This is a genomic window from Lentzea sp. NPDC037011 (assembly GCF_055607425.1).
In genome coordinates this window covers 754562-768932 of the sequence record NZ_JBVJRT010000004.1, presented here as the reverse complement: position 1 = coordinate 768932, position 14371 = coordinate 754562, and the positions used below count along the sequence as shown (strand labels likewise).

At 73.1% G+C, this 14371-nt stretch carries 15 protein-coding genes; 6 read left to right on the top strand and 9 right to left on the bottom strand.

Going from position 1 to position 14371, the window contains the following annotated elements; genetic code table 11:
- Positions 1-307 precede the first annotated feature (307 nt).
- From ACZ7CH_RS15435 to ACZ7CH_RS15420, 4 genes are all read right to left on the bottom strand, one after another.
- Positions 308-1174, bottom strand: a complete 867-nt coding sequence (locus ACZ7CH_RS15435; protein ID WP_470374182.1) for a MerR family transcriptional regulator — start codon at positions 1172-1174, stop codon at positions 308-310.
- Positions 1171-1458, bottom strand: a complete 288-nt coding sequence (locus tag ACZ7CH_RS15430) for a WhiB family transcriptional regulator (protein ID WP_360384421.1) — start codon at positions 1456-1458, stop codon at positions 1171-1173. The genes ACZ7CH_RS15435 and ACZ7CH_RS15430 overlap by 4 nt, the downstream gene beginning before the upstream one ends.
- Positions 1459-1539: 81 nt before the next feature.
- A complete protein-coding gene (locus tag ACZ7CH_RS15425) occupies positions 1540-2502 on the bottom strand; it encodes a DUF5914 domain-containing protein (RefSeq protein ID WP_470374181.1) in 963 nt (320 codons plus the stop codon).
- A gap of 13 nt (positions 2503-2515) precedes the next feature.
- A complete protein-coding gene (locus ACZ7CH_RS15420; RefSeq protein ID WP_470368992.1) occupies positions 2516-3442 on the bottom strand; it encodes a phytoene/squalene synthase family protein in 927 nt (308 codons plus the stop codon).
- A gap of 120 nt (positions 3443-3562) precedes the next feature.
- Between ACZ7CH_RS15420 and ACZ7CH_RS15415 the strand changes: the two genes are divergently transcribed.
- Positions 3563-4627, top strand: coding sequence for a polyprenyl synthetase family protein (locus ACZ7CH_RS15415; protein WP_470374180.1), 1065 nt, complete (start codon positions 3563-3565; stop codon positions 4625-4627).
- Positions 4628-4637: 10 nt separating this feature from the next.
- Positions 4638-6098 (top strand): phytoene desaturase family protein, encoded by a 1461-nt coding sequence (gene crtI, locus ACZ7CH_RS15410; protein ID WP_360384980.1) that lies wholly within the window; start codon positions 4638-4640, stop codon positions 6096-6098.
- Here crtI and ACZ7CH_RS15405 read toward each other — a convergent pair.
- The 5 genes from ACZ7CH_RS15405 to ACZ7CH_RS15385 all read right to left on the bottom strand — a co-directional run bounded on the left by ACZ7CH_RS15405 (position 6080) and on the right by ACZ7CH_RS15385 (position 10828).
- Positions 6080-7306: an MFS transporter gene (locus tag ACZ7CH_RS15405; protein WP_470368994.1), complete on the bottom strand. Its 1227-nt coding sequence runs from the start codon at positions 7304-7306 to the stop codon at positions 6080-6082. The genes crtI and ACZ7CH_RS15405 overlap by 19 nt on opposite strands.
- A complete protein-coding gene (locus ACZ7CH_RS15400) occupies positions 7303-8178 on the bottom strand; it encodes a trypsin-like serine peptidase (RefSeq protein ID WP_470374179.1) in 876 nt (291 codons plus the stop codon). Before ACZ7CH_RS15400 ends, ACZ7CH_RS15405 begins: the two co-directional genes overlap by 4 nt.
- A 68-nt stretch (positions 8179-8246) precedes the next feature.
- The gene (locus tag ACZ7CH_RS15395) at positions 8247-8996 is read right to left on the bottom strand and encodes a maleylpyruvate isomerase family mycothiol-dependent enzyme (RefSeq protein WP_360384409.1); all 750 of its coding nucleotides are present in this window, start codon (positions 8994-8996) and stop codon (positions 8247-8249) included.
- Positions 8997-9038: 42 nt separating this feature from the next.
- On the bottom strand, positions 9039-9695 hold the full coding sequence (locus ACZ7CH_RS15390; protein ID WP_360384407.1) for a response regulator transcription factor: 657 nt from the start codon (positions 9693-9695) through the stop codon (positions 9039-9041).
- Positions 9692-10828 (bottom strand): sensor histidine kinase, encoded by a 1137-nt coding sequence (locus ACZ7CH_RS15385; RefSeq protein WP_458432632.1) that lies wholly within the window; start codon positions 10826-10828, stop codon positions 9692-9694. Before ACZ7CH_RS15385 ends, ACZ7CH_RS15390 begins: the two co-directional genes overlap by 4 nt.
- Positions 10829-10963: 135 nt before the next feature.
- On the opposite strand from ACZ7CH_RS15385, the gene ACZ7CH_RS15380 reads away from it, so the two are divergent.
- From ACZ7CH_RS15380 to ACZ7CH_RS15365, 4 genes are read left to right on the top strand one after another with little or no spacing between them, the layout of a single operon-like run.
- On the top strand, positions 10964-12316 hold the full coding sequence (locus ACZ7CH_RS15380; RefSeq protein ID WP_458432630.1) for a hypothetical protein: 1353 nt from the start codon (positions 10964-10966) through the stop codon (positions 12314-12316).
- Positions 12313-12711, top strand: coding sequence for a FixH family protein (locus tag ACZ7CH_RS15375; RefSeq protein WP_470374178.1), 399 nt, complete (start codon positions 12313-12315; stop codon positions 12709-12711). Before ACZ7CH_RS15380 ends, ACZ7CH_RS15375 begins: the two co-directional genes overlap by 4 nt.
- A gap of 13 nt (positions 12712-12724) precedes the next feature.
- A complete protein-coding gene (locus ACZ7CH_RS15370; protein ID WP_360384399.1) occupies positions 12725-13828 on the top strand; it encodes a hypothetical protein in 1104 nt (367 codons plus the stop codon).
- On the top strand, positions 13821-14339 hold the full coding sequence (locus ACZ7CH_RS15365; protein ID WP_360384397.1) for a hypothetical protein: 519 nt from the start codon (positions 13821-13823) through the stop codon (positions 14337-14339). The genes ACZ7CH_RS15370 and ACZ7CH_RS15365 overlap by 8 nt, the downstream gene beginning before the upstream one ends.
- Positions 14340-14371 lie beyond the last annotated feature (32 nt).

The following is a 14371-nucleotide window of genomic DNA, read 5'->3' as shown; positions in this document are numbered from 1 at the left end:
ACACCTCTCCGACATCGTCTACACAGCACTCAAAACCGACATGAGCAGCACAAACACCCAACTACCCGCCACCGCTTGACATAGAAGCTTCCAACTCAACATCAACAGGCACTTTTCTACTGCCAACAGCGCCGCCGGCCGTCCGCGGACCTGGAACCTGGTTCGACAGGTGGTGACCGTGTTGGTGGTAGTCAGCGACGGTTTGATCATGTGTTGGTGGTACTTGCAGACGCCTGGGCAGCAAGGAGGGGAGAGGGCGGACAAGACTTCCTAGCCCGCGTCCTGGCCGCGGTGAGAGGGACGCGGGTCAGCCGCGGACGCGGTGGAGCACCAGGTCGATGGCCTCGCTCAACGTGCCGGGTGCCCGCACGAACGACGGCAGCGCCACCTCGGCCCAGCCGGGCCCGGCGACCGCGACCAGGGCGCTCGACCGCTCGGCGAGCTTCGTGAGCGGCACCTGCCGGGCGAGGTCGGGGCGGTGCGCCCACACCAGCACGACGGCCGGGCGCAGCCGCACCACCGCGTCGTACAGCGCCTGGGCGGGTACGCGGGCGCCGAGGTTGCGCCACAGCACGTCCTCCTCGGACAGCGCGGCACCGAGGGCCTCCAGCGCCAGGCCGTGCTGTTCCTCCGGGGCGCACGAGAGCAGCGCGGCCAGCACGCCGGGGCTGCTCGCCACCGGGACGCCGCGCAGCGCGTGCAGCAGGCTGGAGCTCGCCAGGTGCTCGACCTCCACGCCCCGGCCGCGTTCGGTGACCATGTGGCCCAGTTCCACCAGGCACGGCGCGAAGACCTGCTCCCACGCGGCCACCACGCCGTGGGCGGTGAGGAGCTTGCCGGCGAGGTCGAGCATCAGCGGTTCGTCGAGGCGTTTCGCGGCGGTGATGAAACCGCGGCGGACCGACTCGGCCTCGTCGGCGCCGAGCAGGGCGCGCGGGGTGCCGCGCCGGTCAGCCGGTCCGCGTTGCGCCAGCTCGGCCGCGGCCGCGGGGGTGACGCCCTGGCCGGTCAGCGCGACCATCCGGCGCAGCACCTCGACGTCGGCCTCCTCGTACCGCCGGTGGCCGCCCTCGGTGCGCCCGGAGGGGCCCAGCCCGTAGCGCTGGTCCCACGTCCTCAACGTGACAGGGGAGACGCCGAGCATCGCGGCGACAGCGCGGGGTGCGTAGGTCACCGCCGGCGGGAGCGCTCGGAGAGGATCGCCCTCAGCTCGCTCTCGCCGAGGCCGCCCCAGATGCCGAACGTCTCCTGCACCTCCAACGCGTGCGACCGGCACTTCTCCATCACCGGGCAGCGCTGGCAGATCGCCTTGGCCGCGGCTTCGCGCTGGTCGCGCGCGGAGCCGCGCTCGTTGGGCGTGTGGAAGAAGTAGGCGCTGTCCATGCCGCGGCACAGGCCGGAGAGCTGCCAGTCCCACGAGTCGGTGACAGGCCTGGGCAAACGAGACAGTTCGGGCATGGCGCACGTCCTCTTCGGGGTCTGACCGCGCTGACGCCTCCTAGCCTAAATTCGATTCAAAATCGGTGCAAGTCGACTCGCTCAGTCGGGGAACCGCCCGTTTCGCCGAAGGGCGTACCGGCGTTCGGCGTAGGCCAGGTCGTCGCGCCACAACCGGGCCGCCGCCCAGCGCATCATCGGGCGCAGCGCACCGGCCACCGGCCGCGCCAGCGCGAAACCGGGCCGGTCGGAGTGCGCGATGGTCGCCTCCACGACCGCGGTGCGGCCCTCGCGGATCGGGGTCGCGTGCGTCTCGACGACGCTGCCCTCGCCCTCGCCCTCGACGATGTGCATCACCACCGTCCGCGGCTCCGGGCAGGTGAACGCCGCGACCACCGGCACCCCGACCCGGCCGGCGAGCCGGAACGTGACCTCGACGAGGAACCTGTCGTCCTCCTCGGTCGGCGTCTCGACGACCTTGAGGTTCGCGAACGAGTACGGGTGGAACCACGCGCCGTGCCACGGGTCGAGCCGGTTCGCGACCACGTCCTCCGGGTCGCAACGGCCGATCAGCGTGGCCACGGCGTCGATCGCACCGGCAGGCGGGCGCTGCGGCAGCACCGGCGCCGGCAGCGGCTCCTCGCCACCGGCCTCGTCCAGCCGCACCCACACCAGCACGCCGTCGTCGTGCGCCGGGTAGGGCGCCCACGCGCCGAACTTCTTGCCCTCCAGCGCGAGGCCGTGCCAGCGGCAGATCAGCCTGCCCTCGGCCACGGCACCGTCGCACAGCGGCGCACCCAGGTGCGGGCACGACCCGGAACCCGCCATCAGCACGCCCCGCGGCCCGCGCCAGAGCACGACCTCCTGCCCGGCGATCGTGCGGCCGCAGACCTTGCCGCGCTCGACGTCCCCGCTCGCCCCCGCGACGAACCAGTTGCCCGACGGGCGGGCGGTGGCGCGCTTGAGCGCCGCCTCGATCAGCGCGGGCTTGGCGTCCTGCCACGTCGGGCGCTGCTCGCGCCACGGCGGGCTCGAGTAGACGCGCAGTGGAATCCGGTCGCGCATGGCTTTCCCTCCATCAGGCCGCACGGGCGAACACCGCCCTGGCCAGCGCCGGGAGCGCGACGGCGAGCCGCCTGCCGTTGGACACCACGACGCGCCGGGACAGCACGTCGCAGTCCGCCTCCTCCACGAGGTCGAGGATGCGGCCGTAGAGCCGATACGCCGTCAACACACACGGGCGCGAACGCGGCGCGAGCATCGCGATACCCGGCCACGCCTCCGTGTACACCCGCTTCGCCCGCTGCACCTGGTCGCGCAACGCCGCCCGCACCTGCTCGTCGGCCTTGCCGGTCTTGCGCGCGTGCACCAGCCGCTCGCGGTCGACGCCGAACGCCGCGAGCTCGTCCGCCGGCAGGTAGACCCGGCCGCGGTCGAGGTCCTCGCCGACGTCGCGGATGAAGTTCGTCAGCTGGAACGCGACGCCGAGCGCGGCGGCGGCGGGTTCCGCCTCCGCGCGCGGCACGCTCGTGCCGAGCACCGGCAGCACCTGCAGGCCGATCACCGCGGCGGAACCGTGCACGTACGTCTTTAGATCGGAGAAGGTGGGGTAGTCGGTGGTGGTCAGGTCCATGCGCATGGACGTCATGAAGTCGCGGAAGTGGACGTGCGGGATCTCGTAGCGGTGTGCGGTGTCGAGCAGGGCGGACATCACCGGGTCAGTGGAGGCGCCGTCGCGCAGGGCGACCTCCAGGTTCCGCTCGGCCTCGGCGAGGGCGGCCTGCTTCCGGTCGAGTCCACTGTGGAGGTCGTCGACGATGTCGTCGACCCAGCGGGCGAACCCGTACAGCGCGTGGACGGCGGGGCGTTGCTCCGGACTGAGCAACCGTGTTGCGAGGTAGTAGGTGCGGCCGTGTTCCGCGTTCAGCGCACGGCAACGCCGGTACGCCTCACGCAGGGCAGGTGTGGTGATGCCGGCGGCGTCGAGCTCCCGGTCTGCGGACATGTGCCCACGCTAGAACCGGCTGTGTCGCCGTGCACAACGACCACGCTCATCATGCGAAGCCGCTGCGGCGCTGATTAGCTCCATTTACCTGACCAGGACCGACCGCCGAGAGGGGCGACGATGTCGCTGCTGACCAGCGTGGACACCCGCATGTCGCGGGTGGACGACTTCGCCGCCCTGTTCGACGCGGCGTTGCACGAGTTCCTCGCCGACCGCCCGGACGTGGTGCCGGAGCTCGCCGGCGAGCTGCACGCGATGCTCGCCGCGGGAGGGAAGAGGATCCGGCCGCGGTTCGCCTGGGAGGGCTGGCGCGCCGCGGGGGGAGGGGAGCGGGACGCCGTCGTGCGCGCCCTGGTTTGCCTGGAGTTGCTGCAATGTTGCGCTCTGGCGCACGACGACGTGATGGACCGCTCCACGATGCGGCGCGGCCGGCCGTCGGTGCACGAGCTGTTCGCACTGCGGCACCGCCGGTCGCGCTGGGCCGGAAGTGCCCGCCAGTACGGCGACTCGGCCGCGGTGCTCGTGGGCGACCTCGCCCTCGCCTGGGCCGACGACGCGCTCGTGACCGCGGGGCTCTCCCCGGCGGCGCTGCAGCGCGCGTGGGTGCCGTGGCAGGCGATGCGCACCGAGATGATGGCGGGCCAGCACCTCGACCTGCTCGGTGTCGCGCGCCGGGAGGAGTCGCTGGAGCAGGCGCTGCGGGTTGCGGCGCTCAAGACCGCCGCCTACACCGTGGAACGGCCGCTGCAGCTCGGTGCGGCGATCGCCGGCGCCGGTCCGGACACCGTGGCGTGCCTGCGCGAGTTCGGCCGCGACATCGGCATCGCGTTCCAGCTGCGTGACGACCTCATCGGCGTGTTCGGCGACCCGGCGGTCACCGGCAAGCCGGTGGGCGAGGACCTGCGCGAGGGCAAGCGGACGGCGTTGATGGCGATCGCGCTGTCCCGTGCCACGAACGGGTCGGCGGCGGTGCTGCGGCGCAGCCTCACCGGGCCGGTGAACGACACTTTGGTGGAACGGGTGTGCGAGCTGCTGGTCGAGCTCGGTGCCGTCGACGCGGTGGAGGAGCACATCGACGTGCTGTCGGCGAACGCGCTGATGGCGCTCGACCGGGCGGGCATCGACCCCGATGCGAAACGCGAGTTGATCAGGCTGGCCGGCAAGGCCACCGTGCGGAAGGCGTGACCGGGCAGTGGTGAACGTGGTGAAGGGCCGCACCGACCGGGTGGTCGTGGTCGGTGCCGGGCTCTCCGGGTTGTCGGCAGCGCTGCACCTGCGCGGTGCGGGGCACGAGGTGACGGTCCTGGAACGCCTGCCGCACCCCGGCGGGCTCGCGGGGCGGCTCGACGTGGACGGGCACCGGATCGACACCGGGCCGACGGTGCTGACGATGCCGGAGCTGCTCGACGACGCGTTCGCCGCCGTGGGCCAGCGGCGGGAGGACCACCTCGAGCTGCTGCCGCTGCACCCGGCCTACCGGGCGTCGTTCTCCGACGGGTCGGCGTTGGACGTGCACACCGACGGCGAGCAGATGGAACAGGCGGTCCGCGACTTCGCGGGCGGCCGCGAGGCGCAGGGTTACCGCGACCTGCGGGCGTGGCTCAAGGAGCTGTACGAGGTCGAGCGGGACAACTTCATCGGTTCGAGCTTCGACTCCCCGCTCGACCTGGTGGGGCCGGAGCTGCTGCGGCTCACCCGGCTCGGCGGCTTCGGGTCGCTCGACCGGGCGGTGGGCAAGTTCCTGCACGACGAACGGCTGAAGCGGGTCTTCACGTTCCAGGCGCTCTACGCCGGTGTCGCGCCCAAGGACGCCTTGGCCGCGTACGCCGTCATCGCCTACATGGACACCATCGCCGGCGTGTGGTTCCCGAAGGGCGGCATGCGCGCCATGCCCCAGGCGCTCGCGGACGCCGCGGCGCGCGCGGGCGTGGAGTTCCACTACGGCGTCGAGGTGACGCAGCTCGATCGCACCGGCCACCGGGTGCAGGCGGTGCGCACGGCCGACGCGCGGTTCCCGTGCGACGCGGTGGTGCTCGCGACCGGCCCGGCGCAGAGCACGCGCCTGCTGCGCGGCGAACCGCGCCGGGTGGTGCCGTTGCGCTGGTCGCCGTCGGCGGTCGTGGTGCACCTGAGCGCCCGCCGCATCGCCGACGACCTCGCCCACCACACGATCTCGTTCGGCGACCGGTGGAACGAGACGTTCGACGAGATCATCCGGCGCGGCCGGCTGATGAGCGACCCGTCGCTGCTGCTGACCACCCCGTCGCTGACCGACCCCGACCTCGCACCGCAGGGGCGGCACCTGCAGTACCTGCTGGCGCCGTGCCCGAACCTCGACGCGGCGCCGATCCGCTGGGACGCGATGGCCGAGCGCTACGCCGAGGAGCTGGTCGCCGAGATGACCGCGCGCAAGCTCGTCGTGGACGCCGAACCGCTCGCCGTCATCACGCCGGACGACTGGGCCAGGGACGGCCAGGCGGCGGGCACGCCGTTCTCCGCCGCTCACACGTTCGGGCAGACCGGCCCGTTCCGGCCGAGCAACCTGCCGTTCCGCGACGGCAACGTGGTGCTCGCCGGCAGCGGCACCACGCCCGGCGTCGGCATCCCGCCGGTGCTGATCTCCGGCCGGCTCGCTGCTCAGCGGCTGTCGGCGTAGCGGAACCCGGGACTGAGGTAGAACGCCGGGGTGGTCGCGGCGAGCACGGCGAGCAGCAGCATCGCCGGGGTGAGCCCGACCGCCCCGGCGAGCGCCGTCCCGAGCACGGCACCCAGCGGCACCGTGGCGACGGTGACGGCGCCGACCAGCGAGCCCACCCGGCCGAGCAGCTCCGGCGCGGTCCGGCGTTGCCGCAGGGTCAGCAGGATGACCGCCCACGCGGTCGCGGCGGCGCCGAAGACGAACTGGTAGACCGTCAGCACCGGGAACGCCAGGCCCAGCGCCGCGGCCGGGATCAGGAAGAGCGCGGCCGCCGCGACGGCCGCGCACACCGCGCAGGCGAGACCGGCGGTCAGCCTGCGCGTCACCCACGCCGACCCGGCCGCGCCCAGCACGGCGCCGAGGCTGAACGCGGACATCGTCAGGCCGACCTCGTCCGGGCCGAGCCGCAGCTGCTGGTAGGCGTACACGAAGAACAGCGCGCCGATGCCGCTGCCCGCGAGGTTCATGGTCGCCGTGCCGAGGACCGCCCGGCGCAGCACCAGGTCGCCGCGCAGGTACCGGACGCCGTCGCGCAGCTGGTCGGCCAGGGACGGACCGTCCGCCGCGGGCGAGCGCCAGGTCAGCAGCGTCGCGGAGGTGGCTCCGACGAGCACCACCGCCGAGGCGAAGAACGTGCCGGCGGTGACGAGCAGGGCGAGCTCGGAGGCGGCCACCGCGATGATCAGGCCGCCCAGTCCGGGACCGGCGACGCGGACCAGGTTGAGCAGCCCCGACCGGGTGGCGTTCGCGCGGTCCAGCCGGTCGGGCGCCACCAGACCGGGGATCGCGGCCTCGGCGGCGGCGTCGAACACCGCGCCCGCCACACCCAAGACCGCGGCCAGCACGTACAGCACCCAGATGTCCCGCAGCCCGGACGCGACGACCAGCGCGACCACGGCCGGGGCGGCGGTGCGGACGAGGTCCATGGCCACGAGCACGGTGCGCGGCCTCAGCCGGTCGATCAGCACGCCCGCGAACGGCCCGAGCAGCGCCGCCGGCAGGAACTCGGCGACCAGCAGCAGCGTCGCCGAGCCGATGCCGGAGCCGAACGCGAGGATGGCGACGGCGGGGATCAGCACGACGGTGACCTGCGTGCCCGTCGTGCTGATGGCCTGCGCGACGAGCAGCAGCCACCAGTCGCGCTCGACCTTCCCCCGCGCGGTCACAGCCTTCCCGCGTTCTCGTGCAACGCGCGCACGGCGGGGGTGAACGCCGCTCCGCTCAGGTCCGTCGTGACGCCGTCGACGTTCATCGTGCCCCTGCTGGTGACCGCGAAGACCGTCCCCTGCCCGGTCGCCGCGTCGAAGTCGCGCAACCACGGCCCACCGCTCGTCCCCCCGGCCAGGTCGCAGTCCGTCCGCCACTCCGCCATGACGGAGTTGACCCGCAACGACGCCGGTCGCACGCACTCGACCAGCGCCTCGCCCCGGTTCAGCGCCGAGACCGGGTAGCCCAGCAGCGTGGCGCCGACCGGTGAGCCGGCCTCGTCGAACGACACCCGCTGCGCACCCGCCACGTCCCGGACGTGCCGGCCGCCCACCGGGTCGAGCGCGACCACGGCGTAGTCGTCCTCTGCGCTCGACGGCCCGCGGTAGGTGTCCGGCCAGGCGAACGCGCGTGCCGCGAACACCGGGCCCGCTCCGTGGTCGTAGCCGGGGACGAACACCACGGCGCCGATCGTGATCGGCCGGCCCAGCCGGTCCGTGCCGCCGTGGACGCAGTGCCCGGCCGTGAGCACGACGTCCCCGCTCGCGCTCGGCACGACCGTCGCCGAGCAGGAGCGGTCCTCACCCCGGGAGCTCGACGTGAACAACCGCCCCACCCCCGCGGGCGCCGTCCCCGCGTACGGCCTGCCGATCGTCTCGGCCGGTGGGACCTCGCCCTCTCCGACGGCCTTCACGCGCTCCGGTGTCCAGTGCTCCAGCGCGGCTGTCCGGTCGGCTTCCGGTACCCGCGTGACCACCTGGCCGGCGGCGTGGGCGGGGGTCACGAGGGTCGCGCAGAGGACCGCGGTCGCGCCGAGTGCTTTCCACGTCATGATCGGCTGACGTGCGGCGGTGGCGCGGCGTTGCTCCCGGCACGTCCGGATCAGACCAGGGGATGACCTCAGGCGGGTTCCCAGGCGGCCAGCCGGTCGAAGATCCGCGCGTCGCCCTCCAACTCCAGCGCCTGCGCCGGGACACGGCCGTAGAACGCCAGCACCAGCTCGCTCGCCGTGCCCGTCGCGGTCAGGTCGGCCGGGCCCTCGCCGGTGATCACGCGGGCCCCTTCCGCGGAGAGCCGCACCCGCCACGACCGGCCCTCGGTGGCGCGGTAGTCGACCACCGCGGGCTCGTGGGGCCACGGGCTCGTCGTCGCCACGCAGGTGCGCTGGAACTCGTCGACACCGTCGAGCGCCACGTCGGAGGGCAACGGCTGCGGTGCGCCGATGGTGAGCTGCGCGTCGTAGGTGTGCACGGCGAGCTGCTGGAGCTGGTGCCGCGCAACGGCTCCGCAGGTCGCCGGCGACTGCGAGCCGGTCCACCACACCCAGCACCCGCGGTCGGGACCCGCTTCCCGCAGCGCGGCCAGCAGCAGCTCGGTCGACTCGGCGAGCCACGCGTCCAGCTCGGCGCGGTCCCGCGGCGCCACCCCGTCCGCGGGTGACCTCCCCGCAGCACCGGGGCCCGCGGCGACGGTGGCGGCCCAGGCGCGCCGGCCCTCGCCGATGTGCTGGGCCAGGTCGTGCAGTGTCCACTCAGGACAGCTCGGTACCTGCGCGTCGAGGTCGGGTGCGGCGGCGACCGCGGAGCGGAAGGCGGTGGAGCGTTCGTCCATCGACCGCAGCAGTTCGGGGAACGCCGGAGGATTCTGCACGGCGGCTGTCTACCACCGCGCCACGCCACGCGACAGCGAATTTCACGAGCGCCGCACGAGCCCGTTCATGTGCGCGTAGGCGACGGCGTGCACGCGGTCCCGCAGCCCCAGCTTTGCCAGCACCCGCGACACGTGCGTCTTCACCGTCTCGTCGCCGACGTGCAGCCGGGCCGCGATCTCGGCGTTGCTGTGCGCCGCCGCGACGAGTTGCAGCACCTCGCGTTCCCGCGCGGTCAGCAGCGCCAGCTCCGGCGGCGTCGGGGGAGGGGCGAGGCTCACGGCGAACCGCGCGATCAGCCGCTGCGTCACCGACGGGTCGATCAACGCGTCCCCGCGCGCCGCCACCCGCACCGCGGAGATCAGCTCCTCCGGCGGCAGCGACTTCAGCAAGAAACCGCTCGCACCGGCGTTCAGCGCCCGGTAGACGTACTCGTCGGAGTCGTAGGTGGTCAGCAGCAGCACCTTCGTGCGGTTGCCGGGGTCGGCCAGGATCTGCTCGGTCGCGCCGAGGCCGTCGAGCTTCGGCATGCGGATGTCGAGCACGGCCACGTCCGGGCGCAGCCGCGCCACCTCGGCCACCGCGGCCCTGCCGTCGGCGACCTCGCCGACGCACCGCAGGTCGGCCTGCGTCTCGAAGATCGCGCGCATGCCGGAGCGCAGCATCGCGTGGTCGTCGGCGACCAGCACCGACAGGGTCATGACGCCTCCAGGGGGAACGTGACGGCGGTGCGCCAGGTCCGGCCGTCCGGTTCCAGACCTGACTGGGTGGTGCCCGCGAACATGCCCGCGCGGTTGCGGATGCCGACCAGGCCGCGGCGCACGGAGCCGGAGTGGCCGGTGCCGGAGCCGGCGGTGTTCTCGGCGGTCACGGTCAGCGCGCGCGGCGCGTACTCCAGGGTCACCGTCACCCCGGACGCGTCGCCGTGCCGCAGCGCGTTGGTGAGCATCTCCTGGATGATCCGGTACACGGTGACGTCCAACGACTCCGGGATCTCCCGGTGCTGGCCGCGCACCAGCAACCGCGCGGGCGTGCCGGCCGCGCGCACGCCGTCGAACAGCTCGTCGAGGTTGTCCAGCCCCGGCTGGCGCGCGCCCTCCGCGTTGGTGCCGTGTAAAAGGTCGAGCAGGTGGCGCAGGTCCACCATGGCCGCGCGGCTGGCCGTCTCGACCGAGAGCAGCGACGTGGCGAGCTTCGGGTTGCTGCCGACGGTGCCCAGCCGGGCGGCGCCCGCGTGCAGGTTGATGGCGCTGACGTGGTGCACGATCACGTCGTGCAGGTCGCGGGCGATCGCGCTGCGCTCCTCGGTGATCGCCTTCGTCACCGCCGCCTGCGCGTCCAGCTCCTCCACCTCGCGCTGCTTCTCCAGCTCGGCCAGGTAGGCGCGCCTGGCCGTGGTGTAGCGGCCGACGAGCCACGGCAGCACCGCCGCCTTGGTCGCGACCAGCACCGCGATCGTCACGCCGTACTCGTTCACCAGCGGGGCCGTCATGAGACTGGCCGACAGCACGCCGAGCGACGCCCACGCCGGTGCGCCGCGCAGCCACGCCCCCGCGCGGTACCCGGCGATCAGCATGCCCGCGTCGTTGTGGTCGATGCCCCTGCCCATGGTGAGGAGGATGACCACCGGAACCGCCGCCTGCGCCAGCGCCACCCAGCCGGACAGCCGCGCGGGACCGGCCAGCATCGCGTCCACGGCCAGGGTCATGGCGAGCACCACGGCCAGCTGCCCGGCAGAGCAGGCGTCGTACACCACGAACCCGGCATCCGCGACCATGCAGACGAGCGCGACCAGTCGCGACTGGTGCTTCAGGGGCAGTTTGATCGAGTCCATCGCAGTGGATCCTGCCGCATCGCCGCCCTGAGCTCCTCCCGCTGTGCAGGGGTCGGAAATCCCCCGTGCGGGGGACCCGGTTTCCGACCCCGCAGTGACGCGGCCCGCGGGTCATGATCGCTATCTTCGGTCACGATGAAGCGAAGTGGTGCGATCCTGCTGCTGGTGCTGGGGGCGGTCTTCTCGGTCGCGGCCCCCGCGCTGGCCGACGGTGCCCAGTCGGGCAGCGACCTGCACGTCGCGCAGAGCCTGGGCGACCGCGAGCTGACCGTGATCATCCGGCGGGTCGCGGAGGTGCCCGGACCGGTGCACGTCGACGTGGTCACCCACGCCGGCACACCGCCGGGCGAGCTCACGCTGACCGCGCGGGCCGCCGGTGCCCGGTCGAGCACGGCGAAGGTGGTCCTCGGTGCCACGCCGGGCTTCCACTCCGGTGTCGTGGAGGTCGACCGGCCCGGCCCGTGGGAGCTGGTGGTCGACGAGGCGACGATCCCGTTCGTCGTGCCGGCCAACGTCGCACCACCGTGGGAGAACGCGACCTACGGCGGGTTCATCGCGGCCGGCGTGCTGCTGTTCGCCGCGCTGGTGCTGGCGGTGCTGGGAATGCCCTCGCTGGCCCTCGTGCCGGCCGGCGGGATGGTCGCGGCCGTGGCCGTCGCGGTGACGGCGGCGCTGCTCGCACCGAGCATCCCCCCGGCACCGGCACCCGGCGCGCAGCTCGACCCCACCTACGACACCGTGCTCGACCCGTGGCAACGAACGTCCACAACGGACTTCTCCCGGCCGCCGGTGAACCTGGTGCCGCGCATGGACGGCGCGGACCTCGTGCTGGACCTGACCGACGGCTCGTCCGGCCGACCGGTGGACGACCTGCTGGTGCACGACAACGCGTTCGTGCACCTCGTCGTGGTGTCGCCCACCGGGGCGCTGCGGCACCTGCACCCGGTCCGCACCGGGCCGGGCGAGTACCGCACCCGGCTGTCCGGCGCGGAACGGGGCGTGCACGCGCTCGCCGCGGAGATCGCCCGGCGCGGCGGGGGAGTGCAGCTGCTGCGCTCCCGCATCGACGTCGCCGGCACCGGTTCTCCCGTTGCCCACGACGGAAAGGCCGACGTGGCGGTGGACCTCCGGGAAGCGGGCCGGCCCAGCACGCTCACCGCCCGCTTCGGCGAGCGCGACCTGCAACCGTGGCTGGGCATGCTCGGCCACATGATCGTCGTCGGTCCGGTCGGCGACGGTCCCGTCACCGGTGGTGTGGCCGAGGCACCGATCTGGGCGCACGTGCACTCGATGATCCCGCCGGTGCCGGGCATGCCGGACCAGCCCGACGAGAGCGTCGCGGCCTACGGGCCGGACGTGCCGTTCACCTACTCGTTCCCGTTGCCCGGCCGCTACCTCGTGTGGATCCAGGTCGAACGGGACTACTCGATCGTCACCGTGCCGAAGGTCGTCGACGTGCCCGCGGCGAAGGGGGTCGCCACCAAGTGAAACGCACCAGGGGCACCTACGTCGTGGCCGTGCTGGCCGGAGTCGCCGCACTGGTGGGCGTGCTCGTCGTGCTGTGGCCGCGCACCGTCGAGGCGCAGTCGCACCTCGCCGAGACCGACCGGCTGCGGTTCGTCCTCACGCCCACGAGCACGCGGACCGGCACCAACTCGTTCGACCTGCGCATCACCGACCGGTCCGGCAGCCCCGCCCACGGCGAGGTGGTGGTCGAGCCGGCGATGCCGCAGATGGGCCACGCGGTCGCCCCGATCACCGCGGCCCCGCTCGAACCCGGCCACTACCGGGTCGGCGCCGTCGACCTGTTCATGGCCGGGCAGTGGGAGATCACCGTGTCACTCAGCGAGCAGCGGGTCGTCATCCCGCTGCTGCTCACCTGAAGGGGGAGGAACGATGGACATCACGGCGTCGACGGTGGCCGCACCGTCAGCCAGGACCGTCCCGAAGGGGGTGGTGCCGGCGGGTCTCGTGGTCGGCGGCACCCTGATCTCGTTGATCGGCTTGACCTGGGACATCCAGTGGCACACCGACGTCGGGCCCGACACGTTCTTCACGATGCCGCACCTGTTCCTGTACGCGGGCAGCGCGATCTCGGGCCTGGCGAGCCTCGCCGTCGTGCTGATGACGACGGCCGCCGCGAAGCGCGACCGGCACGTCGACCCGATCGTCGGCGGCCGCGCTGTCGGCGTCTTCGGCCGCACGTTCTCCGCACCCGTCGGCTACCTGATCTCCGGCATCGGCGCGGCGCTGTTCCTCGTCTACGGGCTGTGGGACCAGTGGTGGCACAGCCTGTACGGCTTCGACGCGGTGATCGCCTCGCCGCCGCACATCGGCCTGCTGCTGTCGATCTCGATCACGATGGTCGGCGCGGTGATGGTGTTCGCCGTCGCCCGTGACCGGCCGTGGGGTGCCTACGGCGTGGTCGGCGCCTCGGCGGTGCTGCTCGCGTTCAGCATGGTGACCGTCATCGGCCTGCAGGCGCTGCCGAACGGGGTCGTGAACTCGATCAACGTCGGCGCCGCGTTCTTCTCCGTGCTGATCCTGTTCATGGCGGGCAACGCGCTGAACCGCCGCGGTGGGGCGCTCGCCGTCGCGGTGGTGGTCGCGGCGCTGCAGGCGGTGTTCTGGTGGTTCTCGCCGTGGGCGACCGAGGTCTACGCCTCCGCCACCGGGCTGCCGCTGCGCGACTACACCGACGGCGTTCCCGCGCTGCCCAACATGATCCCGATGGCGCTGGTCCTCGTCGGGGTCGCCGCCGAGCTGCTGCACCGACTGCCCGCGTGGGTCCCCGGCGCGCTCGGCGGCGTGCTCATCACGGCCTGCGCGCCGGTGCAGCGCATCCTCGTCTTCGGCGACGGCCGGTTCCCCGCGACCGACCGCTACCTCGCCACCATCGCCGCCGGCGCGGTCTTCGGCGCCCTCGCCGGCCTGGCCGGCCGCCGCTTCGGCCGCACGCTGCGCCACCTGGCGCCGGCAAAGGAGAACAGCCATGCGTAAGACGGTGCTGGGACTGGCCGGTGCGGCCGCCCTGCTGTTCGGTCTCGCCGCCCCGGCGCTGGCCTTCGAACCGGTGAACGTCGTGCACACCGAGAAGGTCAAGGCCGGCCCGTACGACCTGACCGTCGGGTTCAGCACCTGGCCGCTCAAGGCCATGCAGTCGCTGGACTTCACGTTCGCGCCCGAGGACGGCATCACCGGCAAGCAGGGCACGCTGACGCTGGTGCACGCCGACAAGGTGGTCGGCGACGACCCGCTGGCCCGCCACCCCCGCAAGCGCGAGGTGTGGGGACTGGACGTGCAGGCGCTGCCCGTGCCGGGGACGTGGGCGATGCGGTTCGACATCACCGGACCGGCCGGCACCGGCACCGGTGAGCTGAAGAACCTCCAGGTGATGGAACAGCCCGGCCCGCCGATGGGCCTGTCCTGGGCGATCAGCACGATCCCCCTGTTCGGCCTGATCGCGTTGATCGTGGTCGCGGTCCGGCGCACCAGGGACACCGCCGCCTGACCGCCGCGGCGCACGAGAGCTGACCTGGCACA

What these genes read in the sequence shown, in the direction of transcription:
- ACZ7CH_RS15430 (WP_360384421.1), bottom strand. Translation starts at nt 1,458, where the DNA reads ATGCCCGAACTGTCTCGTTTGCCCAGGCCTGTCACCGACTCGTGGGAC.
- ACZ7CH_RS15415 (WP_470374180.1), top strand. Translation starts at nt 3,563, where the DNA reads ATGTCGCTGCTGACCAGCGTGGACACCCGCATGTCGCGGGTGGACGAC.
- ACZ7CH_RS15390 (WP_360384407.1), bottom strand. Translation starts at nt 9,695, where the DNA reads ATGACCCTGTCGGTGCTGGTCGCCGACGACCACGCGATGCTGCGCTCC.
- ACZ7CH_RS15425 (WP_470374181.1), bottom strand. Translation starts at nt 2,502, where the DNA reads ATGCGCGACCGGATTCCACTGCGCGTCTACTCGAGCCCGCCGTGGCGC.
- ACZ7CH_RS15380 (WP_458432630.1), top strand. Translation starts at nt 10,964, where the DNA reads ATGAAGCGAAGTGGTGCGATCCTGCTGCTGGTGCTGGGGGCGGTCTTC.
- ACZ7CH_RS15400 (WP_470374179.1), bottom strand. Translation starts at nt 8,178, where the DNA reads ATGACGTGGAAAGCACTCGGCGCGACCGCGGTCCTCTGCGCGACCCTC.
- ACZ7CH_RS15385 (WP_458432632.1), bottom strand. Translation starts at nt 10,828, where the DNA reads ATGGACTCGATCAAACTGCCCCTGAAGCACCAGTCGCGACTGGTCGCG.
- ACZ7CH_RS15365 (WP_360384397.1), top strand. Translation starts at nt 13,821, where the DNA reads ATGCGTAAGACGGTGCTGGGACTGGCCGGTGCGGCCGCCCTGCTGTTC.
- ACZ7CH_RS15420 (WP_470368992.1), bottom strand. Translation starts at nt 3,442, where the DNA reads ATGTCCGCAGACCGGGAGCTCGACGCCGCCGGCATCACCACACCTGCC.
- ACZ7CH_RS15370 (WP_360384399.1), top strand. Translation starts at nt 12,725, where the DNA reads ATGGACATCACGGCGTCGACGGTGGCCGCACCGTCAGCCAGGACCGTC.